Here is a 25260-nt window from a genome sequence, read left to right as displayed (position 1 = left end):
GCCGTCCAAGTCAAGCGGATTGATCAGAGCGTTCAACTTCCGGCACCGGGACGTGACGTCCCCCGCTGCCGGGCGGCCTCGTATAGCAGAATCGCCGCAGAAACGGACGCATTCAGGGAACCTACCTGACCGAGCATTGGAATCCTGAGGCGGAAGTCGCAGTGCTCCAACACCCCCTGGCGCACGCCCGCTCCCTCGGCCCCCACCACGACGGCCAATGGCCCGTCCAGCCGAGCGCCCCACATGGGCTCGTTCGAGTGAGGATCCGCCGCGGCGATCCACACTCCGGCTTCCTTCAGCTCCTCCAGGGCTCGGGAGAGGTTCACCACCCGCGCGATGGGACAGTGCTCCACCGCTCCCGCCGAGGCCTTGGCCACCACCCCCGTCACCGGTACCGCCCGATCCTTGGCAATAACCACCCCGTGGGCCCCCAGGGCATGCGCCGAGCGGATGATGGCCCCGAAGTTGTGCGGATCCTGGATGCCGTCCAGCACGACGAGCAACGGAGGCCGTCCGCTCTGCTCGGCCGCCTCCAGCAGATCCTCCAGCTCCGCGTATTCGAAGCCACGCAGCTCGGCCACCACCCCCTGGTGCACGCCGCCGTCGGCCAGGGCCGCCAGCCGCTCCCGGGGCACCCGCTCCACCCGGATGCCCGCGTCCCTCGCGCGGCTGAAGATCTCCGCCGCCGCCTTCGCAGCGAGCTGCCCCTCGGTGACGAAGAGGCGCTCCACCCGCTCCGCGTGCGCGCGCAGGGACTCGAGCACCGGGTTCACCCCGTAGACGTAGCGCTGCTCGCCACGCTCACGCTCCGTACCGCGCTCGCGTCCCCCTCCACGCTCTCCCCGCTGCTCCCCACCCCGCTCACTGCCCTTGAACGATCGCTGGCGCACCACGGACTAGAGAACCTCGACGGGCAACGAGAACGTCTTCTGCTGACGGGCGCAGAGGTTCTCCGTGCAGATGAAGAAGGTCAGCTTCGCATCCAGCGTGCCCTTACCGGCCGCCGTGGCCTTGAACGGCACCTCGAAGCGGGGATCCACGAACTGCTGCCCCTGGGCCTTCTTGGCCACCGAGTCCTTCAGCGCCAGCTTCTCCTGGGCGGGAGTCAGCTGCGTGCCCTTGAGCTCCAGCTTCAGCGGCGCCTCGTCGGACACGTGCGCCCCCTGCTTGCTCTTGATGGACAGCACGAACACGCCCTGCTCCCCCGCCTTCACCTTGGTGGAGGTGCCTTCCGTGCTCACCTCATAGAGGGTGGTCGGATCCACCTGGCCCTCGGCCTGGACCTGGGTGCTGGCAAGGGCCACCAGCGCGGCGGCCAGGGTGGTGATGCGTCGCAAGTGCAGCATGGTTCGTTCTCCTCACCGAAAATCGGGGGCACCCTATCACCGAGCCCCCGACGCTCGGGGACCTCTTTCTGTTCACGCCTCGCCCGCCGGGGCCTTGGGCGTCCGCTTGCGCCGGGACGGAGCACCCGGCTCCGGCTCTGGCAGGCCCACCCTCGGACTTCCGGCCGCTAGCTCCTCGGCGCGCTGGATGATGATGCTGGCCAGGTCCAGCCCCGTGGCCGCTTCCATCTCCGGAATGGCCGGCGAGCTGTTCACCTCGAACACCTTGGAGTGCCCCTCCTGCACGTCGAGCAGGTCCACCGCCGCCACCTCCAACCCCACCAGCGTGGCTGTCCGCTCCGCCGCCATCCGCTGGGACTCCGTCAGCTCGATGCGCTCCAGCCGGGCTCCCCGGTTCAGCGTGTAGGACAGCCGCCCAAACCTCGGCCGACGCCGCACCGCCGCCACTGCCCGGCCGCCTACCACCACCACCCGCACGTCCTGCCCGGTGTTCTGCACGTACTGCTGCATGACCAGGTTGTGCCCCAGCCCAAGAATGGCCTCGAGCGCCGCCTCCAGCGACTGGAGGCTCTCGCACACCATGACCCCGTGCTTCTCCTGGCCCTGAAGCAGCTTCACCAGCACCGGCACGCCGCCCACCAGGCCCACCATGGCCTTGAGGTCCGCGGCGTCACGCGCCATCACCGTCGCCGGGATGTCGATGCCGTGCGCCGACAACAGCTGCAGCGAGCGCATCTTGTTGCGCGACTCGGCGATCGCCCGCGCCGTGTTCACCAGCGGAACCCCGCACATGGCGAACTGGTTCACCACCGCCAGACCGTAGTTGTTGATGGACTGTGCGATGCGCGGGATGACCACGTCACACGGGGACAGCTTCCGGCGCCGGTAGTAGAGGTTGGCGCGCTGTCCATCCAGGTGCATCTCCACCCGGACCGGGTTGAGCACGCGCACCTGGTGCCCTCTCGCGCGCCCGGCCTCGACCAGACGCTTGGTGGATGAAATGGAGGCGGAGCGCGAGAGGATGGTGATCTTCATGGGCGGCCAGGGCGGGCGCCGGAGACATAGCCCCGGCCCCTCACCACGTAAAGCCGCCCCAGCGCGCTGGTGCTACGGCGTGACGACGGCGCGCACCTCGTACTCCACCGGATTCGCCGACGTGGAGTTCTCGATACGCGTGCACGTGGAGCCCACGAACTTGATGCCCGTGGTCGTCAGCTCCCAGGTGTCAGCACCCGCGGACTGGCGCTCCCCGTTGACGTAGACCACCACCAGCTCCGACTTGGCCGGGACTTGCGCGCTGGACTCGAAGTTCAGCACGCAGGGATCCTGCACCAGGACCTTCTCGCTGATATCCTTCAGAGCCGCCGTCAGTTCCGCACTGCTGCTCGCCTGATAGAAGCGGCGCTTGCAGAACTTCGTCGCCGTGTCGCACTCGTCACCCGAACCGCACTGCGCATTGGTCGTGCACGAACGATCCAGCGAGAAGCCACCCTCCACGGCCATCCCGCTGAGGGTCTCGGCGCCCTTGCTGCCCGACGCGGAGCTCGTGTTGAAGTCCGCGCCGAAGCCGATGACGATGGTCCGGATCTCCTTGGCGCGCAGCGCCTTCACCGCATCCACCGAGGCATCCTTGTCGAGGCAGCCAATGGCCTGGGCATAGGTGCAATCCGACAGGGTGCAGAAGCACTCGGCGCCCGACGGGTATCCCTCGTTGCAGTTGGGCAGACCGTCCGTCAGCAACACCACCAGGTCCTCGCGGTCCGTCTGCAATTCGGGGCGATTCCCCACGAACAACAAGCTCTTGCTGGTGGGCGTACCACCCTGCGGCATCGGATCCGTGGTCGAGTAGTTCTTGATGGACAGGATCTCGTTCTTCACCAGCTCGGCGTTGGCCGCGAGCGTGGCCTCGTCATCCATCTCGCCGTCGGGCAGCGGGATGCTGACCGTGGTCGAGGAGCCGCAGGAGTCATCGCTCGGGTAGGTGGCGAGACCCATACGCGCGATCTTGCCGCTCTCGTTGAGGAAGGTCTGCATCGCCTTCTGCAACTCGCTCCAGCGAGTGGGGCACACGGCCGTGTTGCACGGACGCGAGTCGCCACAGAGCACCCCGCCCGGGCGGCAGTCCGGATCAGATTTGTCCGCCGGGTCCGTCATCGAGCCGGACGTGTCCACCAGCAGCATCAGGTTCGGCTTGCGAGCACGCGCCTCAATGCGCCGCGTCTCCGTCGTCTGCGAAATGGCCAGTGGCTGCACCGGCTCGAAGTCATACGTCTGGCAACCGGTGGCGAGAACACCACCGATGGTGCCCAACACGAGGGCCCTCAGGAGAGTCAGCTTGGCGCGCATAAGATTGAAGTCGCTCCTCGAAACACACGCGGGTTCACCCCGCGCTCACTAGGGTCCGGCCCCGAAAATGCTCCGAGGATACCCTCTCCCGCGCACCCTCGGCCAGCAGCAATGCAGTGCCTACCTAGAGGGCAAGGGTGCGTGCTCCTGCCGTCAACCTCCACAGCGACGCCAGTCCCATTACCTCGTCCAACGTCCCCTTCAGCTCGTCCGGCGCGTATCCACAGATTCTTACCGTGGTGTCGCACGCCACCAACTTCGCCCCCAGCGCCCGCGCCTCCTCGAGCATGCGCGCGGGTGTCGGAACCCCGAGTCCCTCTGCTCTCGCACTCTCCGATAATTCCTTCTCGGTGTGCGGCAGCCCGAAGCTGCCCCTCACCAGCGCTCGTAAAGCGTCGAAGGCGAAGACGAAGTACACCTCGTCCCCCATCGCCGCCGCGGTGATTCCCATCGAGGTAGCCTGGAACGCAGGCTCATACGTGGCGTGCTGCAGGAAGAAGAAGACGCGGCCGGCCATAGGGCGCGCGACAATACAAGAATCCACTTTCAGCAAAAGGCACTCGGGGTGCGTCGAATCCGCCCAGCTCTCCGGCCTATAACCAGGGTCCGTTGAAGCCCAGACGAGGGAGCTCCCCCATGCCCTTCTCCCCACAGCCCGCCCTCACTCGCGCCTCCGCGCACCGCCGCCCGTGGCCCGCCTCCCTGGCCCCTACGTGTGCGCTCGCCGCGTTGCTCCTGACGGGCTCCTCTCGCCTCGGCGACGCCTCCGCGGCCCGCATGCCGCCCTCCGCGCCCAGCGCTCCCCAGCCCCGCGGTACGTTGCATGAGGAGATCCTCCGCCTGCTCGACAGCCCCGAGGCCCTCCCTCGTGAGGCCGACTGGGCCCGGCTCGGTCCCGAGGCCCTCTCCGAGCTCCTCGGGTTCGCCAGAAACCCCCAGGCCCCCGAAGCCCAGCGCTCCCGTGCCGTCGCCGCCATGGCCGTCGTGGCCCACCCCGAGGCCTCCCTGCGACTCCAGGAGTTGCTGCGCAGCTCCGGCAATCCCGCCTCCGTTCGCGCCGCCGCTACCCTCGCGCTCGGCCGTCGCGCGGGGCTCGAGGCCATCCCTCTGCTGACCCCGCTCCTCTCTGATTCCAGTGAGCAGGTGCGCGCCACCGCCGCCCTGACCCTCGGGCGCGTGGGCGGGGCCGAGGTTCGCAAGGCGCTCGAGGAGCGGCTTCCTCTCGAGGAGAGTCTCGCCGTTCGCGAGGCCATCCAGCAGGGTCTCAGCTTCCTCGAGCCGTAGAGGCGATTACCTCGGCGCAGACCCTCACCCCGACCCTCTCCCAGAGGGAGAGGGAGTTGACTCGGGTTCAACCTGGGGTTCTCGATACCCTCACCCCGGCCCTCTCCCGGCGGGCGAGGGAGTGGGGGGCACGGCCTCGTCTCCCTTCTCGGTGGGCGAGGGAGGAGAGGCTCGCATCGGCCCCGGCCTTCCGTTAGATGGGGGCCATGCGCCCCACCGTGCTCCTCTTCGATATCGATGGCACCCTCGTCACCACCGGCGGTGCCGGCCGCCGCTCCATGGCGCTCGCCTTCCAGAAGCTCCACGGCCGCCTCGATGCCTGTGACTCCTTCAGCTTGTCCGGCATGACCGACCAGGCCATCGTCCGCAAGGCGCTCGACATCATCGGCGTCCACCCCTCCCCCAACGCCATCTCCGCCGTCATCGACTCCTACCTCGAGCACCTCGCTCAGCAGATCCCCCTCGTCAACGACAGCGACTACCGCCTCCACCCCGGCATGCGCGAGGCCGTTGACACCGCCCTCTCCCGTAAGGGCTTCGCCGTTGGACTCGGCACCGGCAACGTCCGCGAGGGCGCCCGCATCAAGCTCGAGCGCGTCCGCATCCATGACCGCTTCTCCTTCGGCGGTTTCGGCTGCGACCACGAGGACCGCGTCGAGCTCATCCGCCACGGCGCCCAGAGCGGCGCCAACCTCCTCGGTGTTCCCCTGGAGGAGTGCCGCGTCGTCGTCATCGGCGATACCCCCAAGGACGTTGCCGCCGCCAAGGGCATCGGCGCCTCCTGCATCGGCGTGGGCACCGGCAACTTCACCCCCGAAGCCCTCCTCGCCTCCGGCGCCGACTACGCCTTCCCCGACTTCACCGCCGGCGAAGCGCTCGCCGCCCTGCTCGACGGACGCTGAGCCCGGCCCCCTTCCCTCCCCCAGGGTGTGGTATCTCCCGCCGCCCCGCCCGGACCCGAGGAGCCCCACCCCATGTCGCTGTCCACCCTCGAAGCCTACGATCTCGTCCGTTTCGCCGAGGCCATCGACTCGCGCCTCGCCGCCGCCGATGAGCTGCTCGCGGGCCGCCCGGGTCTGGAGCGCGAGAAGGAGTGGCTCGCCACCGCCATCCAGATCGTCCGCACCGAGCGCGCCCCCGCCCCCGCCCTCCTCGAAAAAGTCCGCGACCTCCCAGAGCTCGAGGAGGTCCGCGAGGAGTTCGCCTTCAACCTCCAGAACCTCTGGATCGACTCCCTCGAGAAGCTCCACGCCGGCATCACCTTCTGCGCCAGCAGCCGCGCCCCCGTCATCGAGGCCCTCTTCCCCCACCTCAAATTCCCCCAGCTCCGCCGCGCCTCCCGTGACGCCATCCAGGAGTTCAACGCCGGCTACGAGCGCCGCCTCAAGTCCTCCTACGTCTCTCGCATCCTCGCCCGCGACGACTTCGCCTTCGTCCGCCCCGTGCTCGAGCAGGTCGCCACCGCCTATGCCACCTGGCAGGCCTGCTTCGCCCCCGTCCAGCTCCCCCACGAGCAGGCCGCTCCCCTTCGCGCTGAGCTCATCGCCCTCGGCAAGAAGCTGGACATCGCCCTCCGTCAAGCCCGTTGTCTCGCCGAGGCCTCCCTCGCTCCCATCCCGGATGCTTTCGAGAACTCCGGCCTCGCCGCCAAGCCGCGCAAGCGCGCCGCTCGCGGGCTGCCGTTCATCGACGCCGCGGAGTTGGGTGCTCCCGAGGCTGGTGCCCCCGAGGCAGAGGCCACCGAAGCGGTTCCTCTCGAGGCCGACTCTGTCGAGCCCAGTGCCGCCGAGCTGGCCGAGCTCGCAGCGCTCTCCGGGGACGCTCCCGCTCCCGTAGAGCCGGAAGCCGTCGAGGCTCCCCCCGAGGCTCCTCCAGCTCCCGAGGCCGCCGCAGCTCCCGCTCCCGAGGCCCAGCCAGCTCCCGAGCCCTCTCCCGCTCCCCCGGCCGCCGAGCCCGCCAAGGCCCCATCCAAGCGGGGGCGCAAGAAGAACGATCCCAAGTCCACCTCCTCGGAGTCGGCCTGAAAGCCGTGGCCCGCGGCCACCGTTAAGAGGAATCGGCCATGGCCGACGTCGCCCTTCCCATCGATCCCCTCCTGCCCGAGATCGTCGCCACCCTGCGCGGCGCGAGCTCGCTCGTGCTCGAGGCTCCTCCCGGCGCCGGTAAGACAACCCGCGTCCCTCGCGCCCTCCTCGAAGCGGGCCTCGGCCAGGGCAAGGAGATCGTCGTCCTCCAACCCCGCCGCCTCCCTACCCGCCTCGCCGCCCAGCGCGTCTCCGAGGAGATTGGTGAGCGCGTCGGCGAGACCGTCGGCTACCAGGTCCGCTTCGAGGACATCCGCGGCCCCAAGACCCGCCTCTCCTTCGTCACCGAGGGCGTGCTCGGCCGCCGCCTCCTCTCCGACCCCACCCTCCGCGATGTCGGCGCCGTCGTGCTCGACGAGTTCCACGAGCGCCACCTCTCCGCCGACATCTCGCTCGCCCTCCTGCGCCGCCTCCAGCAGGGCCCTCGGCCCGACCTCAAGCTCGTGGTCATGTCCGCCACGCTCGAGGCCGCCCCCATCAGCGCCTACCTCGGCAACTGCCCCACCCTGCGCTCCGAGGGCCGCCGCTTCGACGTCAGCCTCGAGTACCTCCCCACCGCCGATGACCGCTACCTCGATGCCCAGGTCCTCTCCGGCATCAAGCGGCTCCATGCCAACGGCCTCGACGGCGATGTGCTCGTGTTCCTCCCCGGCGCAGGAGAGATCCGCCGCGCCATGGACGCCTGCTCCGAGTTCGCCGGCCGTCACGGCATCGACCTGCTCCCCCTCCACGGAGACCTGCCCCCCGCCGAGCAGGACCGCGCCGTGCGCCGCAGCTCGCGCCGGAAGATCATCCTCTCCACCAACGTCGCGGAGACCTCCGTCACCATCGATGGCGTCGCCGCCGTCATCGACTCCGGCCTCGCCCGCGTCGCCTCGCACTCGCCCTGGTCCGGCCTGCCCATCCTCAAGCTCGCCAAGGTGAGCCGGGCCTCCGCCACCCAGCGCGCCGGCCGCGCCGGCCGTACCCGCTCCGGCCACTGTCTCCGCCTCTACACCCAGCACGACTTCGACGGCCGCCCCGAGCAGGACGCCCCCGAAATCCGCCGCATGGACCTGGCCGAGACCGTCCTCTCCCTGCGCGCCGCCGGCATCACCGACCTCGTCTCCTTCCCCTTCTTCGAGCCCCCTCCCGCCGCCTCGCTCGAGGCCGCCGAGAGCCTCCTGCGCCTCCTCGGCGCTGTGGCTCCCAATGGTTCCGTCACCCCCATCGGCCAGCGGCTCCTGCGCTTCCCCCTCCACCCCCGCCAGGCCCGCATCATCGTCGAGGGCGAGAAGCGTGGCGTTGGCGCGGACGCGGCCCTGCTCGCCGCCCTCGTCGGTGAGCGCGACATCCGCCGCGAGGCTCGCACCAACCTCTCCGGCCCCGGCCGCGCCGCCAATGTCGTCGCCGGGCCCTCGGATCTGCTGGAGCTGCTCGAGCGCTTCCGCGAGGCCGAGCGCTCCAACTTCTCCTCCGGTCGCGTGCAGTCGCTCTCCCTGGAGCAGGGCGCCGTGCAGGCTGTGGACCGCGTTCAGCGCCAGCTCCGGCGCGCCGTGCGCGAACAGGGTCAGCGCCCCTCCCGCCCCGAGGACATGGAACAGGCTCTGATGCTCAGCGCGCTCGCCGGCTACCCGGACCGCGTCGCCCGCCGCCGCAAGCCCCGCTCTCCCGAGCTCCTCCTCTTCGGCGGCGGCACCGCCCAGCTCTCCGACGTCAGCGTCGTCCAGGAGCCCGAGCTCATGATCGCCGTCGACGCCGAGGAGCGTCCCGGCCGCGGCGTCATCATCCGCATCGCCAGCGCCGTCGAGCCCGAGTGGCTGCTCGACCTGTACCCCGACGCCCTGGAGGAGGTGGATGCCCTCCAGTGGAACCCCTCCTCCAAGCGCGTCGAGCGCATCACCCGCCTGTCCTACGGAAATCTCGTCCTCGAGGAGACACGCACGCCCGCCCCTCCCTCCGAGGAGGCCGCCCGCGTCCTCGTGGAGCAGGCTCTGGCTGCCGGCCCCGGCCGCTTCGCCGACCCCGAAGCTCTCCTGCATTGGCGCACCCGCGTCGCCCTGCTCGCCCAGGCCTTCCCCGAGGCCGGTTTTCCCACCGTCGACGACGCCTTCATGCGCGACTCGCTGGCGTCCCTGTGCGCGGGCGCCCGGAGCTTCGCCGACCTCGAGGGGGTTTCACTCCTCGACGCGCTCTACTCCCGGCTCTCCGCTGAACAGGCCCGGCTCCTGTCCAACCACGCCCCCGAGAAGGTCTCCCTCCCCGGCGGACGCACCTCCAAGGTCCATTACGAGCCCGGAAAACCGCCCTGGGTCGAGTCTCGCCTCCAGGACTTCTTCGGCATGGCCCAGGGTCCCAGTGTGTGTGCTGGCAGGGTTCCGCTCGTGCTGCATCTGCTCGCGCCCAATATGCGCGCTGTGCAGGTCACCACCGACCTCGCGGGGTTCTGGGAACGGCATTACCCCTCCATCCGCAAGGAGCTGTGCCGGAAGTATCCGAAGCACAGCTGGCCCGAGGATCCGCGCCATGCGCAGACCCCGGCCGAGCGCGGACGGCGGATTTGAGAAGTACTGGGGGTGATGCGTAGACCCTCACCCCAGCCCTCTCCCAGAGGGAGAGGGGGCATACGCGGGTTCAACCAGGGGCCTTGATACCCTCACCCCGTCCCTCTCACAGCTTCTTGCGCATCTCCAGGTGGTCGATGCCCGCTTCCTGGAAGACCGCCCCCAGCGGCTCGTAGCCCTGCTTCTTGTAGAACTCCAGCGCGTACAGCTGCGAGTGCAGCATGATGCCGCTCACTCCCCGCCGACGTGCCTCGTCCTCCAGGGCCGTTAGCAGCATCGCTCCCACTCGCGCCTTCCGGTGCGCCTGTAGCACCGCCATGCGGCCAATCTGGCCCCACCTCCCCGTCTCTCCGGGCGGTGGCTCCGGCAACATCACCAGACGCCCTGTTCCAATGGCGTGCCCACTCTGGAACGCCAGCACGTGGTACGCCTTCGCATCTTCGGCGTCCCGCTCGATCCCCTCCGGGACGTGCTGCTCCTCGATGAACACCACCTCGCGGATGGCGAGCGCCTGAAACAACTCAGCCTCGGTCTTGATCTGCGCGATGGTGACGGGCTGTGGCTGAGGCTGTGGGGTCTCCGGGTTCGACATGGCTCCGGCCAAGGTACACAAATCCTGGCGGGTCAAACAGACGAAAAGGCACGCCAACGTGCTAAGCGCCCCCCCGACTCGATGCTCCCTACCCAGGCCTCCGGGCGCCGCCCCCTCATCGGCTTCTACGCCCTCTACTTCGGTACCACCGGCATCGTCCTGCCCTTCCTCCCCGCCTACCTGAAATCCCTGACCCTCTCCGTCTCCCAGGTCGGCCTCCTCCTCTCCCTCGGCCCCCTGCTCGCCCTCGGCGCCCCCCACTTCTGGGGTCACCTCGCCGATCGCTTCGGCCGCCCCAACCGCGTCCTCTCCTTCATCTGCGCTGGCGCCTGCGTGGGCTTCCTCCCCCTCTTCTTCGTCGACCGTTTTCCCACCCTCGTCGCCACCCTCGCCGCCTACGCCTTCTTCGCTTCCTCCATCACCCCCCTCATCGACAGCCTCGCCCTCCAGCACATTGCCCAGAACGGCGGCTCCTACTCCCACCTGCGCCTCTTCGGCTCGCTCGGCTTCGTGCTCTCCGCCACCCTCTTTGGCCTCACCGTGGACTCCGTGGGCCGCACCACCTTGCTCGCGGCCTTCGCCCTCCTGACCGCGCTCACCCTCTGGAGCTTCACCCTCCGTGACTCCAGGAGTCTCCCAGCCAGGCGCCCCGTCCACCCCCTCGCCGGGCTCCAGCTCCTCGCCGACCGAGAGCTGCGTTGGCTGCTCGCCGCCTGCGCCCTCCATTGGATCGCCTGCGCCCCCTACCACGGCACCTTCTCCATCTTCGTCGGCTCGCTCGGACTGCCCCCCTCCGTGGTGGGCATCGCCATGGGGCTCGGGGTCGCCGCCGAGGTGGTCGTGCTGCTCCTCTACCCCCGCCTGGCCGACCGCATCTCCCCTCGCGACCTCCTGGTGCTCGCCTTCACCGCCAGCACCCTGCGCTGGGCCGGCCTCTCCCTCGCCACCTCTCGCGGCGTCATCGTCGGCCTCTCCCTGCTCCACGGCCTGTCCTTCGGCGCCTTCTACGTGGCCAGCATCGCCATCGTCGTCCGCCGCGTCCCTCCCCACCTGCGCGCCTCCGGCCAGGGCCTCTTCGCCGCCATCACCTTCGGGATCGGCGGACTGGTGGGCTACTCCTCCGCCGGGGCCGGCTACGACTGGCTCGGCGGACACCGCCTCTTCGCCGTCGCCGCCGTCCTCGACCTGGCCGCCGCCGCGCTCATCCTGCGCATCACGCCCCAGGAGCCCCGCCTCCCGGCGTGATAACCTGCGCCCGATGCGATCCGCCCTCCTCGCACTCGTCCTCTGCCTCTCTTCCTTCCCCGCCGTCGCCCAGCCGGAGGTCTTCTTCGGCGCTGGTAACGATGTGCCCAACATCAAGGAGGAGGACTTCGACCGCCGCTTCCTCAGGACCGGCGTGTACCGGGCCCTCGTCCAGGGAACGAACGACCCGAACTGTGCCCAGCTCCTCGGTGGGCTGCTCACGTTGCTCGGTGAGACCGCGCCCCTGCTCCACAAGCGCGATGAGAACTTCTACCTGGACCCCCTGCTCGTCCAGGCCCTCGGCACCCAGCTGAGCACCCCGCGCTTCCAGGCCAACGCGTACCTGGTGGCCATGGTGCGCCGCGTGCTGATCGACCGCAGGCTGTCCCCCAACTGGTTCCAGACCGCGTCTGCCCTCGGGCCCGTGGTGCTCACCATCGACGTGGGCAAGCTGCGCTTCATCTCCGAGGGGCTCCAGCCCATCGACAGCTTCTTCCTCACCCTTCCCGCCCTGCGCGAGCGCTATGAGATTGAGGTCCGCCGCGCCAACGCCACGACCGCCCGCTCCGCCGAGAAGATGTTCCGCGAGAACTACCTCGACCGGCAGGTGGCCTTCGGTGGCCTCGAGCTGATCGACCTGGACATCGAGCAGCCCAAGAAGAAGAAGCCGGCCAAGAAGCGCAAGGGCGAGCCTGTCGTCGAGGAGGAGCCCGAGGAGCCCACGGCCGTGGCCAAGCTGGTGTGGTACCCGACCGCCGCCGACGAGGGCGAGATCAACCCCTTTGGCACGCCGAAGAAGCGCCCCACCGTCAACATCACCGCGCGGCTCGCGCCCCAGCAGTACCTGGACCTGAGCCGCATCCCCAAGGGCACCCAGCTCATGGTGCGCGGACGGTTCTGGGGCTTCAAGAAGGCGGTGGACGAGGTGGAGCTGCGCGACGGGCTCATCTTCCAGGACCGCAACTGGGCCCAGGGCAACGTCCTGGCCGATCCCAACGCCGTGGCTCGCTGCCCCTTCGCCGTCAACGAGCTGATGGGCGGGGCCCCGGTACAGTCGGGCGCCTTCGGTCAGCCGGGCCGGTAACCGGACCACGGGTTTCCCAGAGCACCTGGGGCTCGCGCCTCCCCTCCACCAGGAGGCGCGGCACTCCGAAAGACACTATCCGGCGATGGCCGGGGACGAGCCCGAAGCCGACTGGGCCGCCCGGGCCGCCGCGGTCCGCCACATCCAGGGTGCCGAGACGAGCTGGAAGGTGCCCAGGGTGCCGATCAGGGGCAGCCACATGACGTGGACGAACTGCGCCTGAATCCACCACTGCACCATCAGCTCGATTTGCATCAGGAACGTCGACAGGGTGACCCCCACCATGAGCGCGATGCCGGCCTGCCGCCGCACCAGCAGCAGGATCAGCGTCAGCGGGTTGAGGATCGTGAACGCCTTGCTCAAAACACCCCACACCAGCGGAACGGTGGTCCCGGGCACCGGTCCCGTGGTGGACATCGTCAGGCCGTTGTTCACCACGTCGAGGACGTGACTGAGGGAGGTCACGCTGTAGCAGATGCAGTAGATGACGAGAAAGATGATCTCGGTCCGGCGCGAGAGGATGCGGGGAGCCTGGGGGCTGGAATCGGTGGTCATGGAGAGACAGACAGTAGTCGCAGGCAGGAGGCGTCGTCACTGGGGGTAGGTGTCCCGTCGGTGAGCCCCCCGTCCACGGCTCGGGAATCCTCCCCCGAGCCCTTCCGTCGAGCCGTCCCTGGCATGGGCCGTGCTCCCCCACGGGGACCACCCAACACCACGAGGGACCATGAAGGTCGACGGACACCCTGAAGCAACGCCGGCCCGGCCGGCCTCGGACAAGGGACGTTTCCAGGAAGCACTGAAGAAAGCCCCCCCAGAGACGGCAAAGCCCCCCATCAAGGGAGGACCCACCACCCGGGCCCCGGTGACCGCCACCCGGGGTGCCACGGGAGCCCTGGCCACCACCGGGCTGGCGCGAACCCCCCAGCGAGGCGCCTTCGCCAGTGCCGAGCACCTTGGCCAGGTACGCCAGGGCCTGAATGCCGAGGCCCACCGGCTCCGAGAGGTGCGCGGCGATACCCACCAGACGCACCAGGAGCGGACGCAGCAGCGCGTGACCGAGCTCATCGCCCGGGAGCTGGCCCGGGAGCCCCGCGCCGAGCCCAGCTCCCCCCGCTCCGCGCCCTCCTCACCGGCCCCCGAGACTCCGACCCCAACCCCTCTGACAGAGGCCCTGTCCACCACGGGAGGCGAGCGTCCGGGAGGCTCCGGAGGGGCGGTGGCCGTAGAGGCCTCGAACCCCGAGGTCCGTGTGCAAGCGACCCTGGAGCTCATCGAGCAGATTGAGGTGTTCGTGAAGTCGCAGCGGCCCGCGTTGGCGATGCGCCTGGGAGGAACACTGGACGCCACCGTGGAGGTGGAGCGCACCGGCGAGCGTGAGGTGTCCCTGCGCATCCAGGGGCGCCGAGGAGGATTCCCCCAAAAGGACCTGGCGCGCATCCGCGAGGCCTTGGCCGCTCGCGGACTGAAGCTCAGTGCCTTCGTGGCTTCTTGAAACGGGCCCGGGAATGAAAAAGGCCCTGCCGCCTTTCGGCGGAGGGCCTCGAACCCCAGAGCAACGAGCCTACTTGCCGGGCTTCTCCAGGAGCTGGCTCCGCTTGCCCTTCTTGTCCTTGAACTCCTCGGCCTCGGGCAGGGACGCCTTCTTCTCCGCGATGTTCGGCCACTCGGTGGCGAACTTCGCGTTCAGCGCCTTGTACTCGGCGTACTCAGAGGGCAGATCCGACTCGGGGAAGATCGCCTTGGTCGGGCAGACCGGCTCACACGCACCGCAGTCGATGCACTCGTCCGGGTGGATGACCAGGAAGTTGGCGCCCTCGTAGAAACAGTTGACGGGGCAGACCTCGACACAGTCGGTGTACTTGCACTTGATGCAAGGCTCGGTGACCACGTAAGCCATTGAAATCTCCTCTTGGACTGTGAGTCCGTACGCGCGCGCGCACACTACATGGGTTGTAACGGGGGGGGCACCCCTTAAATGGAGTACCCCTTCAGCCTACTCACCCCAGGAGCCCTTGGGCACGCATCAGTTCGGCTACCAGGAGCGCTCCCTTGGCCGCCCCCATCTTGGTGTTGTGGGAGACGAGCAGGTACTTGAAGCCGTTCTCCAGCACGCCGTCCTCGCGCACCCGGCCCACCGTGGTGGCCATGCCCGCGTGCGTGTCCCGATCGAGCCGCGGCTGCGGGCGGAACGGGTCCTCCAGCACCTCAATCCAGCGCGGCGGAGCGGACGGCAGGTTGCGAGACACCTCGGCCCCCCGCCACTCGCGCATCGCCTGCATCACCTCCTGCACGGAGGCCTTGCGAGCCAGCGACACGAAGACGGACTCGGTATGGCCCTCCATCACCGCCACGCGGGTGCAGGTGCACGACACCCGCACGTCATGCGAGGTGATGGCGGCTCCCGCGGCGTCCAGCGTGCCGAGGATCTTCTTGGTCTCCACCTGGACCTTCTCCTCCTCCTTCGGGATGAAGGGGATGACGTTGTCCAGGATGTCCAGACCGATGACGCCCGGCGAGCGGCCCGCGCCGGACATGGCCTGCATGGAGGTCATCAGCACCGACTTGATGCCGAAGCGCTCGGCCAGCGGAGCCAGGGTGATGGCCATACCGGTGGTGGTGCAGTTGGGGATGGGAACGATGTAGCCCTTCCAGCCGCGGCGCTTCTGTTGCTCGCGCACCAGCCGGGAGTGGTCGGCGTTCACCGGGGGGATGAGCAGCGGCACGTCCGCCTCGTAGCGGAAGGCGCTGGCCGCGGAGAACACGGGGATGTCCCGCGCCAGCCGAGGCTCCAGGTCCTTGGCCACGTCCGACTCCACCGCCGAGAAGGCCAGGTCGTAGTCCTTCGCCTGAACCTCCTCACCACTCACCACCTTCATCTTCGCGATCGACTCCGGGAGCGCCTCGGGGACGAACCAGGCGGTCATCCCGTTGGAGGCTTTGAGCGCCTCGGCGTAGGCCTTGCCCGCCGAGCGCGGCGACGCCGCCAGTCCGGTGAGCTCGATGGAGGGGTGCTCCTTCAGCGCGGCAATGAACTGCTGGCCGGCGAGTCCAGTGGCGCCAATGAGGACAGCGCGAAGCTTGGCCATGGTGTCAGACTCCCTTTCTCTGGGGGTCGAGAGGTGGCGGGTCCTTTACACCCTTTGGCGCCGGACTTCTACGCACCGCGGCGAGCATGGCCCCCAGCCGGGCTCAGCACAGCCCGCTCGCCGAGGCGCCCGACATATGGCTCTCGGTCGGCAACCCGTGGGTGATCCATCCCTGGAGGCCCCCCTCCAGGCACACCGCGTTGAGCCCCCGGTGGTTGAGCAGACGGCAGGCCCGGCGCGCGTCGGAGCCGTCCGGGGCACACCCGCACACCACGATCAGCTCGTCGTCGGGGAGCACCGCGGCGTCCCGCAGAATCTCCTCGAAGGGCATCCACAGGGCACCGGGGATATGCAGGCCGTAGCGATCCCAATCCTCGGGATCACGGCAGTCGAGCACGAGCACTTCCTCGTCTCCGAGCCGGACATAGAGCTCGGTACAAGGGATACGGGGATCCACCACCCGGACCTCCTGGCTGCGGTGTCTGTCCCGCAGAACGGGGGGCGTCCCCAGTCCCTTCCCCTGAGCCTGCCTGCCCGCCTCGGAGCGCGCCTGCCTAGAGGCCGAGCTGCTTGGCGATGATCTCGTTCATGATCTCGCTGGTGCCCCCACCGATGGGGCCCAGGCGCGCGTCCCGCCAGTGGCGCTGGATGTCGTACTCCATCATGTACCCGGCGCCGCCATGGAGCTGGAGGCAGGCATCGGCCACCCGGCAGGCCGTCTCGGTGGCCACCTTCTTGGCCATGGACGTCTGGGCGATGGCGTACTCGCCGCCCACGTGCAGGCGCAGCGCGTGGTAGGTGAGCTGACGCGCCGCCTCGAACTCGGTGGCCAGCTCGGCGATGCGGTGCCGCACCACCTGGAACTCGTGGAGCGCGTGACCGAAGGCCCGCCGGTCCCTCACGTGGGCCATGACGACCTCCAGCATCTCCTCCATGGCCCCGAGCGCGCCCAGGGCGAGCGACAGGCGCTCCCACTGGAAGTTGCCCATGATCTGATAGAAGCCCTGCCCCTCCACCCCGCCGAGCAGGTTGGCCGCGGGCACCCGGCAGTCCTCGAAGAAGAGCTCCCCGGTGTCCGAGGCGCGCCACCCGAGCTTCTTGAGCTTGCGCCCCACGGAGAAGCCGGGAGTGCCCTTCTCCACCACTAGCAATGCCAGGCCCTTGTGCCCGGCGTCCGGGTTCGTCTTCACCGCCAGCACGACGAAGTCCGCCCGGACTCCGTTGGTGATGTAGGTCTTCGAGCCATTGACGATGTAGTGCTCCCCGTCGCGTCGAGCGGTGGTGCGCAGGCCGGCCACGTCCGAGCCGCCATTCGGCTCGGTGATGCCGAGCGCGCCGATCTTCTCCCCCCGAATGGCCGGGGCGAGGAAGCGCTGCTTCTGGTCCTCGGAGCCGTACTTGTGGAGGGGGCCGGTGGCGATGGTGTGCTGAGCCCCCAGGCCGGCGGCGACCCCTCCCGAGCCGCAGCGCCCCATCTCCTCGAGCAACACCGCCTCATAGAGTTCCCCGGCGTTGGAGCCCCCATAGGCCTCCGGGTACTTGAGACCGAGGAAGCCCAGCTCGCCGAAGCGGGTGAAGAGCTCCCGAGGGAACTCCTCCTGCTCCTCCCACTGGCTCGCGAAGGGCTTCAGCTCCTTCTCCACCACCGCTCGGACGGTGCGGCGGAAGGCCTCGTGCTCCTCCTGGTACAGCCCGTAACCCTGCAGCATCGTTGACATCCCTCCGGTGGCTAGCGGGACCGCTCGCGCCCGATGCTACCGGACAGGGATGTGCACGCCCCCCTCTCTCCTGTCTTGACCCGGCTGTTTCGGGTTCATATAAGGCGGACACGCTTCTCGCGGCGCCATAGCCAAGTGGTAAGGCAAAGGTCTGCAAAACCTTCATTCCCCGGTTCGAATCCGGGTGGCGCCTCACAGCCAAGGCCCGATGTGGACTCCGGTTCACATCGGGCCTTCGTGTTTCCAGGCCCTCGGAGGATGCTCGCGGCCCCACTCTTCCCGGAGCCTCTGCCTGAGCACCGCCTCCTCCCGCCGACTGCTCTCCTCCCTCCTGTCCCTGTCCCTCCTCGGCTCGCCGGCCCTGGCGAAGGAGCCCGCCAAGCCTGCTGCGAAGGCCCAGGACGCCTCGCGGGCCGAGGCGGCGCGGTTGGTCTCCGCGTTCCTCGGGGACACGCCACTGATGAGCGATCTGCAGTCCCTCGTGGATGAGGTGGGCGGAAGGGCCACGGGCTCGTCGGCGAACCTGCGCTCGGTGGACTGGGCGCTCGCGCGCTTCCGCGAGGCCGGCGTCGAGGCGCGCAAGGAGGCCTTCCAGATGCCGAGACTGTGGCTGGAGCGTTCGGCGTCTGCCACCGTGAGCGGCAAGGGGCTGGAGTTCTCGCCTCGCATCGCGGCCATGCCCTTCTCCACCGCCACGCCCAAGGGCGGACTGACGGCCCCGCTACTCGATGCGGGCAAGGGTACGGAGAAGGAGCTCAAGGCGCTCGGGGAGAAGGCGAAGGGCGCGTTCCTGCTCGTGGACACGGTGGAGCTGAAGGACGTGGACGGCCTGTTCCGCGAGTACGCCGAGTCCGCGGAGATCGAGCAGCGGGCCTTCGCGGCCGGCGCGGCGGGCGTGGTGTACATGGGCTCGAGGCCCAACAACCTGCTCTACCGGCACAACGTATCGGTGGGCCTGCGCAACACGCGGCCCATGATGGTGATGGAGCGTGACGGGGCGCTGCGAGCCCAGCGCCTGCTGCGCACGGGCAAGCCGCTGACGCTCACGGCGGAGATCGATCTCCAGACCGGGCCGGCCTACGAGAGCTACAACGTCATCGGGGAGCTCCGCGGCAGTACGCGCCCGGACGAGGTGGTGGTGCTCGGCGCGCACCTGGACTCGTGGGACCTGGGCACGGGGGCGCTGGACAACGGGGCCAACGTGGTGGCGCTCATCGACGTGGCCCGGCAGATGAAGCGCCTGGGAATCAAACCGGCGCGCACCATTCGCTTCGCGCTGTGGAACGGCGAGGAGCAGGGCATGTTCGGCTCGGAGGGCTACGTGAAGGCGCACGAGGCCGAGCTGGACAAGCACGTGATGGCGTCCTCGTTCGACATTGGCTGCGGGCGCATCAACGGCTTCTTCACGGGAGGCCGCCCCGAGCTGCCGCCCCTGGTGGACCGGGCGCTCGATTCGGTGAAGGGACTGGGCCCCTTCACACAGGTGGACGTGCCCATCGTGGGCACGGACAACTTCGACTTCATGCTGCACGGAGTGCCCAACCTGGTGGCCAACCAGGAGCCGGCGCTCTACGGCCCGAACTACCACGCGCGCTCGGACGAGCTGGACAAGTGCGACCCGCAGCAACTGCGGCTCAACACGGCCATCGCGGCGGCCCTGGCGTACGGCTTCGCGCAGATGGACGAGAAGCTGCCGCGCCACTCACGGGCCCAGGTGGAGGAGCTGGTCCGCACCACGGACCTGGGCCAGCAGATGAAGAGCTTCAACATGTTGGAGGACTGGACGTCCGGGAAGCGCGGGCGGAAGGGCTCCGCCACCACGGGCTCCGTGACTCGCTGATGTGCTCCGGGGCCGTCGGAGCAGAGCTTCTCCGACGGCTTCGGGATTGCACAGGGCGAGCAGCATGATGAATCTTCCTCTCATGGCCCCCAGCCGCCCGCCCGAGCCCCCATCCACCGAGCGAAACGCCCCGTCCGTCGAGGCGGCCTTCCAGGCGACTCCTCCGGAGATGGTGGCGGAAATCCTCAACGGAGAGCTGCACGTCAGCCCGCGCCCGGCCAGGCCGCACACCAGCGCGGCATCGGGCCTGGGAGCCATCCTCACCATGCCCTTCAGGTACGGCAAGGGAGGCCCGGGCGGGTGGGTCATCCTCGATGAGCCTGAACTGCACCTCGGCCCCCGGCCGGACAAGCTCGTGCCAGACATCGCCGGATGGAAGCGCGAGCGCCTGCCCGGAGCCATCGGAGGAGAGGACGCCCCAGCGCACTACGATCTCGCCCCGGATTGGGTGTGCGAAGTGCTCTCCAAGAGCACGCGTCGCATCGACAAGATCCAGAAGATGCGCATCTACGCCCGTGAGGGCGTGCGGAACGTGTGGCACGTGGACCCGGTTGCCCAAACGCTCGAGATCTTCCGGCTCGAGGGGCGCCACTGGCTGCTCGTCGACTCCGTCGGTGGAGACGAGCGGGTCCGCGCCGAACCGTTCGAAGCCATCGAGCTCGAGTTGGCGCTCGTCTGGGCCGAGTAGCCTGGACTCAACAGGCGCAGCCAGGCCCCTTGCGGCAGACCTTGCTGCACGAGATGCACGAGTCTCCACAGGGGCAGCCCTTCGTGCACACCTTGCAGCAGCTTCGCGCGGGCTCGACGCTGCTGGGAGACTCCGACGAAGAGGTGTCCTCCGAGTCCTCCCAGCCCGTGCTCCGAGAAGTGTCCGGCTGCGTGGAGGCAGGCGCCACCTTGTGCTCCGACGGCGACTGCCCCGGCTGACTCTGGAGCTGCCCTGCGACTTCCTCCGGCGGTGATGACCGGGTGAGCGCGTTCGCGCAGCGCTGAAGGTCCTCGGCACTCGGAGCCTTGTCCTTCCCTTTCTGCTTGTGCCGCAGGCGCAACGCATCGGCGGCGCAAGAGCAGAAGCTCAGGCGCTGCGCCTCGGGAATGCCGGAATCGGCCTGCTTGACCTTCTCGGAACAGCTCATGACGAAGGTCAGGACCGCCTCGCTGGATAACTCTTTCGGCTCGAAGAGATTCGGAGTGTCAGCGAAGGCGGTGAGCGACAGGCACAGCACAGCAATCAGCACGTGACGGGACATGAGCCCTCCGCGATGGAGGATCGGCGGAGCATTGCCATGCAGTCAATCGAGCGGCCGTGCTGAAAGTTGATACGGACAACCTTCCGCTGGGAAGCTCCAGGACATGACCCAACCCGGAGCACCCCGAAGCAGCGCCTTCGAGGACGCCCTTGAGGCGCTCTACCGCGTCTTCGCTCGGTACGCGCCTCGCGGAGTGGTCATGGGCTGCACGCACTGCGTGAGCGAGGAAGAGATGGCTCAGCTCACGGCTACACCCCTGCGCGCGCACACTGGAGAGAGCCTCGGCCGCTACGCCTTCAAGGCCATGACCACCTGGGGAGTGGAGAGCGACTTCATCGAGAACGCATTCTTCACGAATCCCAGCGGCCCGTATTCGGCCGAGCTGTCCTCCAGCGCGGACATCCTGAACTGGAAGCACGGCGAGTCCTGACCCGAAGCCAGGAACCGCCGCCGTCTACCCCAGCGCCGCGCGCGTTGCGGAACATCTCCGGCCTCAGCTGCTGGTTGCCTACGTATCGAGCAGGGCTGGATCCTCCCACACATCCTCATGCCCATCCGCGACCAGAAATCTCCAGCCAGGAGGGAGCCCCAAGAACTTCAACGCGAGCGGGCACCATTCGGCCAGGTGAGCCACGTGCACGGGCTGGAAGAAATCAGGGGCTGCCGATAGCTCACCACCTGCCCAGATGTACCAGCCCGTAGTGTCCCCCTGGATGGGATGCCTCAGGCCGTTGATGGGCATGAGGCCAGTCCTCACATTGAGTGCAACCCCGACCTTCATGTCTGAGGGGGCCTCAACGAATGACGTTCCATGCTCTTCACAGAGCCTGAGCTGTGAATCGCGAACGTCCTCACTCATGAAGACTTCACCCCAACGCCGCGCGAGCGTTGCGGAACATCCGCATCCAGGGGCCGTCCTCGCCCCACTCCGGCGGGCACCAGGAGTACTGCACGCTCCGGCTCACGCGCTCCGGGTGCGGCATCATGATGGTGACGCGTCCGTCCCTCGACGTCAGGCCCGCGATTCCGTGCGGCGAGCCGTTCGGGTTCGCCGGGTACGTCTCCGTCACCCGCCCCTGATTGTCCACGAAGCGCACCGGCACTACGCCCAGCCCGTTCACCCTCGCCGCATCCTGCGCGCTGGCGAACTCCGCCCTCCCCTCTCCGTGCGACGACGCGATGGGGATACGGCTGCCTGCCATGCCCTTGAAGAACAGCGACGGGCTCTCCGCCACCTCCACCTGCACCAGCCGCGCCTCGAACTGCTCAGACGCATTGCGCACGAAGTGCGGGAAGTGCTCGGCCCCAGGAATGAGCTCACGCAGCTGCGACATCATCTGGCAGCCGTTGCAGATACCCAGAGCAAAGGAGCCCGAGCGCGCGAAGAACTCGGCGAACTCATCCCGAGCCCTCGTGTTGAACAGGATGGAGCGCGCCCAGCCTCCACCCGCGCCCAGCACGTCACCGTACGAGAAGCCTCCGCAGGCCGCGACACCCGTGAAGTCCTTCAGCGACACCCTCCCCGTGAGGATGTCGCTCATGTGCACGTCCACCGCGTTGAAGCCCGCGCGCATGAACGCCCGCGCCATCTCGAACTGGCTGTTCACGCCCTGCTCGCGAAGGATGGCCACCCGAGGCTTCGCTCCCTTCGCGATGTACGGCGCCGCCACGTCCTCCGTCGGGTCGAACGTGATCCGGGCCGACAGGCCAGGGTCGCTCGGGTCGCACTTCGCGGCGTACTCCTCCTCCGCGCAGCGCGGGTTGTCGCGCAGCTTCTGCATCTCGTAGCTGACGCGCGACCACACCTTGCGCAGCGCCACGGTCTCCTCCTCCAGGAGGACCTTCGCGCCCTGCCGCACCCGCACCGTCTGCGCCGCGCTCGGCCGGCCGAGCTCGTGGTACGCGGAACCCAGCCCGTGCTTCGTCAGCACTTCCCGCACTCGCTGGAGGTCCGAGGCCTTCACCTGCAGCACCGCGCCCAACTCCTCGTTGAACAGCGCCGCCACGGCATCCGAGCCCAGCGCGGCCACATCCACCTCGAAGCCGCAGTGCCCCGCGAAGGCCATCTCCACCAGCGTGGTGAGGAGGCCACCGTCGGAGCGGTCATGGTAGGCCTGCACCAGGCCCGCCTCGTTGAGCGCCTGCATCGCGGTGAAGAAGCCCTTGAGCGTCTCGGGGCTCTCCACGTCCGGGCAGCGCGGGCCCACCTGCGAGTACGCCTGCGCCAGCACCGAGCCACCCAGCCGCTGCTTGCCGCCCGCCAGGTCCACGAACACCAACCGCGAGTCCGCGCTCGGCTCGCGAAGCTGCGGCGTGAGCGACTTGCGCACGTCCAGCACCGGCGCGAAGGCCGACACAATCAGCGACAGCGGCGCCGTCACCGCCTTGCGAGCCCCCTTCTCCTCCCACACCGTGCGCATGGACATGGAGTCCTTGCCCACCGGAATCGTCAGACCCAGCGCCGGGCACAGCTCCATGCCCACCGTCTTCACCGCGGCGTAGAGGTTGGCGTCCTCGCCCGGGCTGCCGGCGGCCGCCATCCAGTTGGCCGACAGCTTCACATCTCCCAGCTTGCCAATCCGCGCCGAGGCGATGTTCGTCACGGCCTCGGCCACCGCCATGCGCGCCGAGGCGGCCGCGTCGATGAGCGCCACCGGCGTGCGCTCGCCCATGGACATGGCCTCGCCCGTGTAGCCCGCGTGCGCCGACAACGTCACCGCGCAGTCCGCCACCGGCACCTGCCACGGGCCCACCATCTGGTCCCTCGCCGTCAGGCCCGACACCGTCCGGTCGCCAATCGTGATCAGGAAGCCCTTGTCCGCCACCGTCGGGTGCCCGAGCACCCGCCCCAGCATCTCCTTCACCGGCGCATCCAGCTTCAGCTCGGCGTGCGTCAGCGGCCTCGACTTCACGTCCCGGTGCATGCGCGGCGGCTTGCCGAACAGCACGTCCATCGGGATGTCGATGGGCGCGTTGCCGAACTGCCGGTCCGTCACCTTCAGCACCTGCTCCGCGGTCGCATCACCCAGCACCGCGAAGGGCGCCCGCTCGCGCTCGCACAGGGCCGAGAAGCGCTCCAGGTCCTCCGGCGCGATGGCCAGCACGTAGCGCTCCTGCGCCTCGTTGCACCAGATCTCCACCGGCGCCATGCCGGGCTCGGCGTTGGGCACCTCGCGCAGCTCGAAGTGTCCACCCAGGTCGTTGTCGTGGATGAGCTCCGGCACCGCGTTGGACAGGCCGCCCGCGCCTACGTCATGAATCGAGCGGATGGGGTTGGCATCGCCCTGCGCCCAGCATCGGTCGATGACCTCCTGGCAGCGCCGCTCCATCTCCGCGTTGTCGCGCTGCACCGAGGCGAAATCCAGGTCCGCCACGCTCGCGCCCTGTGTCATCGAGGACGCCGCGCCGCCGCCCAGGCCGATCAGCATCGCCGGGCCGCCCAGCACGACGATCTTGTCCCCCGGCTTCAGCGTGCCCTTCTGTACGTGCTGCGCCCGGATGTTGCCCAGGCCACCGGCGATCATGATGGGCTTGTGATAGCCGCGCACCTCAACGCCCTCGGGCGTAGGCACCTGCATCTCGAAGCTGCGGAAGTAGCCGCACAGGATGGGCCGGCCGAACTCGTTGTTGAAGGCGGCTCCACCCAGCGGGCCATCGATCATGATGTCGAGCGCGGACACGATGCGCTCCGGCTTGCCGTAGGGCTGCTCCCAGGGCTGCTCGAAGCCCGGGATGCGCAGGTTGGACACGGAGAACCCGGTCAGGCCCGCCTTGGGCTTCGCTCCACGACCCGTGGCACCCTCGTCGCGAATCTCTCCACCCGCGCCCGTCGAGGCACCCGGGTGCGGCGAGATGGCCGTGGGATGGTTGTGCGTCTCCACCTTCATCAGGATGTGCGCGGGCTCGCGGTGGAAGCGGTACTCGCCGCTGGCCACCTCCGGGAAGAGGCGCTCCACCTCGAAGCCCTCCATCACCGCCGCGTTGTCCTTGTACGCCGACAGCACGCCTTCCTTGTTCGCCGCGTAGGTGTTCTTGATGGACTGGAAGAGCGAGCGCTCCTGCTGCTCGCCGTCGATGGTCCACGAGGCGTTGAAGATCTTGTGCCGGCAGTGCTCGCTGTTCGCCTGCGCGAACATCATCAGCTCGACGTCGGTGGGGTTGCGCTTCAGCTCGGTGAAGCGCGCCACCAGGTAGTCAATCTCATCCTCGGCCAGCGCCAGGCCCAGCTCGCGGTTGGCGGTGACGAGCGCGGCGCGGCCCCCTCCCACCACATCCACCGTGGTCAGAGGCCGGGGCGTGTGCCCGGCGAAAAGGATCGCGGCGTCCTCCTCGCGCCCCACCACCGCCTGCGTCATCCGGTCGTGCAGCACCGGCTGAACACGGGCGAGCTGCTCGGGGCGCAGAGCCTTGCCGGCTCCGTCAGCGACCCAGTAGGCGATGCCCCGCTCGATGCGCCGCACGCCGCGCAGGCCGGTGTTGTAGAAAATGTCCGTGGCCTTGGACGACCAGGGCGAGATGGTGCCGGGGCGCGGGATGACGAGCTGCAGGCTGCCGCGCTGCTCTCCTCGGGTCAGCCGAGGACCGTACTCCAACAGCCGGTCCATCAAGGCCCGCTCGGACTCCGAGAGGGCGGTTGCGACATCGACGAAGTGCACGAACTCCGCGTAGACGGAGGCGACGGCCGGCTCCAGCTCGCGGCAGCGAGCGAGCAACTTGGCCAGACGGAACTCGGAGAGGGCGGGGGCACCACGCAGGGTGAGCATGGAATCTCAGGGAGAGGGGGTCCGGAAAGGCGAGGGCGTCTTATAACCACAGGCCCCTTCCTGCATCTGAAAGAGAGTC

The 25260-nt window shown here is 68.8% G+C and carries 24 protein-coding genes and 1 tRNA gene; 11 read left to right on the top strand and 14 right to left on the bottom strand.

Annotated elements, in window-relative coordinates:
• Nucleotides 1–32: 32 nt before the first annotated feature.
• The 5 genes from rlmB to OV287_RS22000 form a co-directional block, all read right to left on the bottom strand.
• Nucleotides 33–890 (bottom strand): 23S rRNA (guanosine(2251)-2'-O)-methyltransferase RlmB, encoded by an 858-nt coding sequence (gene rlmB, locus OV287_RS22020; RefSeq protein ID WP_267536010.1) that lies wholly within the window; start codon nt 888–890, stop codon nt 33–35.
• 6 nt (nt 891–896) lie between these two features.
• On the bottom strand, nt 897–1346 hold the full coding sequence (locus OV287_RS22015; RefSeq protein ID WP_267536009.1) for a hypothetical protein: 450 nt from the start codon (nt 1344–1346) through the stop codon (nt 897–899).
• A gap of 72 nt (nt 1347–1418) precedes the next feature.
• The gene (locus OV287_RS22010) at nt 1419–2381 is read right to left on the bottom strand and encodes a RimK family alpha-L-glutamate ligase (protein ID WP_267536008.1); all 963 of its coding nucleotides are present in this window, start codon (nt 2379–2381) and stop codon (nt 1419–1421) included.
• Nucleotides 2382–2453: 72 nt separating this feature from the next.
• Nucleotides 2454–3692 (bottom strand): adventurous gliding motility lipoprotein CglB, encoded by a 1239-nt coding sequence (gene cglB / locus OV287_RS22005; protein ID WP_267536007.1) that lies wholly within the window; start codon nt 3690–3692, stop codon nt 2454–2456.
• Nucleotides 3693–3816: 124 nt separating this feature from the next.
• Nucleotides 3817–4209: a DsrE family protein gene (locus tag OV287_RS22000; RefSeq protein WP_267536006.1), complete on the bottom strand. Its 393-nt coding sequence runs from the start codon at nt 4207–4209 to the stop codon at nt 3817–3819.
• Between the two features lie 119 nt (nt 4210–4328).
• Here OV287_RS22000 and OV287_RS21995 point away from each other — a divergent pair, with 119 nt between their 5' ends.
• The 4 genes from OV287_RS21995 (at nt 4329) to hrpB (ending at nt 9603) form a co-directional block, all read left to right on the top strand.
• A complete protein-coding gene (locus OV287_RS21995; RefSeq protein WP_267536005.1) occupies nt 4329–4976 on the top strand; it encodes a HEAT repeat domain-containing protein in 648 nt (215 codons plus the stop codon).
• A gap of 197 nt (nt 4977–5173) precedes the next feature.
• Nucleotides 5174–5878, top strand: a complete 705-nt coding sequence (locus OV287_RS21990) for an HAD family hydrolase (RefSeq protein ID WP_267536004.1) — start codon at nt 5174–5176, stop codon at nt 5876–5878.
• Between the two features lie 72 nt (nt 5879–5950).
• Nucleotides 5951–7000, top strand: coding sequence for a hypothetical protein (locus OV287_RS21985; RefSeq protein WP_267536003.1), 1050 nt, complete (start codon nt 5951–5953; stop codon nt 6998–7000).
• Between the two features lie 38 nt (nt 7001–7038).
• On the top strand, nt 7039–9603 hold the full coding sequence (gene hrpB, locus OV287_RS21980) for an ATP-dependent helicase HrpB (protein ID WP_267536002.1): 2565 nt from the start codon (nt 7039–7041) through the stop codon (nt 9601–9603).
• Nucleotides 9604–9709: 106 nt separating this feature from the next.
• Here hrpB and OV287_RS21975 read toward each other — a convergent pair whose 3' ends face one another.
• Nucleotides 9710–10195 (bottom strand): GNAT family N-acetyltransferase, encoded by a 486-nt coding sequence (locus OV287_RS21975; protein WP_267536001.1) that lies wholly within the window; start codon nt 10193–10195, stop codon nt 9710–9712.
• Nucleotides 10196–10276: 81 nt separating this feature from the next.
• Between OV287_RS21975 and OV287_RS21970 the strand changes: the two genes are divergently transcribed.
• Entirely contained in the window at nt 10277–11440 is a 1164-nt protein-coding gene (locus OV287_RS21970) for an MFS transporter (protein ID WP_267536000.1), read from the top strand.
• Nucleotides 11441–11453: 13 nt separating this feature from the next.
• A complete protein-coding gene (locus OV287_RS21965) occupies nt 11454–12524 on the top strand; it encodes a hypothetical protein (RefSeq protein ID WP_267535999.1) in 1071 nt (356 codons plus the stop codon).
• Nucleotides 12525–12599: 75 nt separating this feature from the next.
• Here OV287_RS21965 and OV287_RS21960 read toward each other — a convergent pair whose 3' ends face one another.
• Complete coding sequence (locus OV287_RS21960) at nt 12600–13079, bottom strand: hypothetical protein (protein WP_267535998.1); 480 nt, start codon at nt 13077–13079, stop codon at nt 12600–12602.
• Nucleotides 13080–13248: 169 nt separating this feature from the next.
• Here OV287_RS21960 and OV287_RS21955 point away from each other — a divergent pair, with 169 nt between their 5' ends.
• Complete coding sequence (locus tag OV287_RS21955; protein ID WP_267535997.1) at nt 13249–14016, top strand: hypothetical protein; 768 nt, start codon at nt 13249–13251, stop codon at nt 14014–14016.
• Between the two features lie 69 nt (nt 14017–14085).
• On the opposite strand, the gene fdxA is transcribed toward OV287_RS21955, so the two are convergent.
• From fdxA to OV287_RS21935, 4 genes are all read right to left on the bottom strand, one after another.
• Nucleotides 14086–14421 (bottom strand): ferredoxin FdxA, encoded by a 336-nt coding sequence (fdxA, locus tag OV287_RS21950; protein ID WP_267535996.1) that lies wholly within the window; start codon nt 14419–14421, stop codon nt 14086–14088.
• Between the two features lie 100 nt (nt 14422–14521).
• Nucleotides 14522–15610, bottom strand: a complete 1089-nt coding sequence (gene asd, locus OV287_RS21945; protein WP_267535995.1) for an aspartate-semialdehyde dehydrogenase — start codon at nt 15608–15610, stop codon at nt 14522–14524.
• 103 nt (nt 15611–15713) lie between these two features.
• Nucleotides 15714–16067 (bottom strand): rhodanese-like domain-containing protein, encoded by a 354-nt coding sequence (locus OV287_RS21940; RefSeq protein ID WP_267535994.1) that lies wholly within the window; start codon nt 16065–16067, stop codon nt 15714–15716.
• Nucleotides 16068–16164: 97 nt separating this feature from the next.
• Nucleotides 16165–17319: an acyl-CoA dehydrogenase family protein gene (locus OV287_RS21935; RefSeq protein WP_267542391.1), complete on the bottom strand. Its 1155-nt coding sequence runs from the start codon at nt 17317–17319 to the stop codon at nt 16165–16167.
• A gap of 130 nt (nt 17320–17449) precedes the next feature.
• Between OV287_RS21935 and OV287_RS21930 the strand changes: the two genes are divergently transcribed.
• From OV287_RS21930 to OV287_RS21920, 3 genes are all read left to right on the top strand, one after another.
• A tRNA-Cys gene (locus tag OV287_RS21930) sits at nt 17450–17521 on the top strand.
• Nucleotides 17522–17788: 267 nt separating this feature from the next.
• Entirely contained in the window at nt 17789–19168 is a 1380-nt protein-coding gene (locus OV287_RS21925; protein ID WP_267535993.1) for a M20/M25/M40 family metallo-hydrolase, read from the top strand.
• A 64-nt stretch (nt 19169–19232) separates the two neighbouring features.
• A complete protein-coding gene (locus tag OV287_RS21920) occupies nt 19233–19856 on the top strand; it encodes a Uma2 family endonuclease (RefSeq protein WP_267535992.1) in 624 nt (207 codons plus the stop codon).
• Nucleotides 19857–19863: 7 nt separating this feature from the next.
• Here OV287_RS21920 and OV287_RS21915 read toward each other — a convergent pair whose 3' ends face one another.
• The gene (locus OV287_RS21915) at nt 19864–20418 is read right to left on the bottom strand and encodes a hypothetical protein (protein WP_267535991.1); all 555 of its coding nucleotides are present in this window, start codon (nt 20416–20418) and stop codon (nt 19864–19866) included.
• A gap of 103 nt (nt 20419–20521) precedes the next feature.
• Between OV287_RS21915 and OV287_RS21910 the strand changes: the two genes are divergently transcribed.
• Nucleotides 20522–20848: a hypothetical protein gene (locus OV287_RS21910; RefSeq protein WP_267535990.1), complete on the top strand. Its 327-nt coding sequence runs from the start codon at nt 20522–20524 to the stop codon at nt 20846–20848.
• Nucleotides 20849–20926: 78 nt separating this feature from the next.
• Here the strand turns inward: OV287_RS21910 and OV287_RS21905 are convergent, their stop codons facing one another.
• Both OV287_RS21905 and purL read right to left on the bottom strand, forming a co-directional pair.
• Entirely contained in the window at nt 20927–21277 is a 351-nt protein-coding gene (locus tag OV287_RS21905; protein WP_267535989.1) for an immunity protein Imm33 domain-containing protein, read from the bottom strand.
• 7 nt (nt 21278–21284) lie between these two features.
• Nucleotides 21285–25181: a phosphoribosylformylglycinamidine synthase gene (gene purL, locus OV287_RS21900; RefSeq protein WP_267535988.1), complete on the bottom strand. Its 3897-nt coding sequence runs from the start codon at nt 25179–25181 to the stop codon at nt 21285–21287.
• Nucleotides 25182–25260 lie beyond the last annotated feature (79 nt).

Origin of the sequence: Archangium lansingense (assembly GCF_026626635.1) — a bacterium.
GTDB lineage: Bacteria > Myxococcota > Myxococcia > Myxococcales > Myxococcaceae > Archangium > Archangium lansingense.
Note: the sequence above shows the minus strand (reverse complement) of the source record. Positions and strands in the feature narration are given on the sequence as shown.

Bases quoted from the DNA above. Each gene is read 5' to 3' on its own strand.
- OV287_RS22015 (WP_267536009.1), bottom strand. From the start codon at position 1,346: ATGCTGCACTTGCGACGCATCACCACCCTGGCCGCCGCGCTGGTGGCC.
- OV287_RS22010 (WP_267536008.1), bottom strand. From the start codon at position 2,381: ATGAAGATCACCATCCTCTCGCGCTCCGCCTCCATTTCATCCACCAAG.
- cglB (WP_267536007.1), bottom strand. From the start codon at position 3,692: ATGCGCGCCAAGCTGACTCTCCTGAGGGCCCTCGTGTTGGGCACCATC.
- OV287_RS22000 (WP_267536006.1), bottom strand. From the start codon at position 4,209: ATGGCCGGCCGCGTCTTCTTCTTCCTGCAGCACGCCACGTATGAGCCT.
- OV287_RS21995 (WP_267536005.1), top strand. From the start codon at position 4,329: ATGCCCTTCTCCCCACAGCCCGCCCTCACTCGCGCCTCCGCGCACCGC.
- OV287_RS21990 (WP_267536004.1), top strand. From the start codon at position 5,174: ATGGGGGCCATGCGCCCCACCGTGCTCCTCTTCGATATCGATGGCACC.
- OV287_RS21985 (WP_267536003.1), top strand. From the start codon at position 5,951: ATGTCGCTGTCCACCCTCGAAGCCTACGATCTCGTCCGTTTCGCCGAG.
- hrpB (WP_267536002.1), top strand. From the start codon at position 7,039: ATGGCCGACGTCGCCCTTCCCATCGATCCCCTCCTGCCCGAGATCGTC.
- OV287_RS21975 (WP_267536001.1), bottom strand. From the start codon at position 10,195: ATGTCGAACCCGGAGACCCCACAGCCTCAGCCACAGCCCGTCACCATC.
- OV287_RS21970 (WP_267536000.1), top strand. From the start codon at position 10,277: ATGCTCCCTACCCAGGCCTCCGGGCGCCGCCCCCTCATCGGCTTCTAC.
- OV287_RS21965 (WP_267535999.1), top strand. From the start codon at position 11,454: ATGCGATCCGCCCTCCTCGCACTCGTCCTCTGCCTCTCTTCCTTCCCC.
- OV287_RS21960 (WP_267535998.1), bottom strand. From the start codon at position 13,079: ATGACCACCGATTCCAGCCCCCAGGCTCCCCGCATCCTCTCGCGCCGG.
- OV287_RS21955 (WP_267535997.1), top strand. From the start codon at position 13,249: ATGAAGGTCGACGGACACCCTGAAGCAACGCCGGCCCGGCCGGCCTCG.
- fdxA (WP_267535996.1), bottom strand. From the start codon at position 14,421: ATGGCTTACGTGGTCACCGAGCCTTGCATCAAGTGCAAGTACACCGAC.
- asd (WP_267535995.1), bottom strand. From the start codon at position 15,610: ATGGCCAAGCTTCGCGCTGTCCTCATTGGCGCCACTGGACTCGCCGGC.
- OV287_RS21935 (WP_267542391.1), bottom strand. From the start codon at position 17,319: ATGCTGCAGGGTTACGGGCTGTACCAGGAGGAGCACGAGGCCTTCCGC.
- OV287_RS21925 (WP_267535993.1), top strand. From the start codon at position 17,789: ATGAGCGATCTGCAGTCCCTCGTGGATGAGGTGGGCGGAAGGGCCACG.
- OV287_RS21920 (WP_267535992.1), top strand. From the start codon at position 19,233: ATGATGAATCTTCCTCTCATGGCCCCCAGCCGCCCGCCCGAGCCCCCA.
- OV287_RS21915 (WP_267535991.1), bottom strand. From the start codon at position 20,418: ATGTCCCGTCACGTGCTGATTGCTGTGCTGTGCCTGTCGCTCACCGCC.
- OV287_RS21910 (WP_267535990.1), top strand. From the start codon at position 20,522: ATGACCCAACCCGGAGCACCCCGAAGCAGCGCCTTCGAGGACGCCCTT.
- OV287_RS21905 (WP_267535989.1), bottom strand. From the start codon at position 21,277: ATGAGTGAGGACGTTCGCGATTCACAGCTCAGGCTCTGTGAAGAGCAT.
- purL (WP_267535988.1), bottom strand. From the start codon at position 25,181: ATGCTCACCCTGCGTGGTGCCCCCGCCCTCTCCGAGTTCCGTCTGGCC.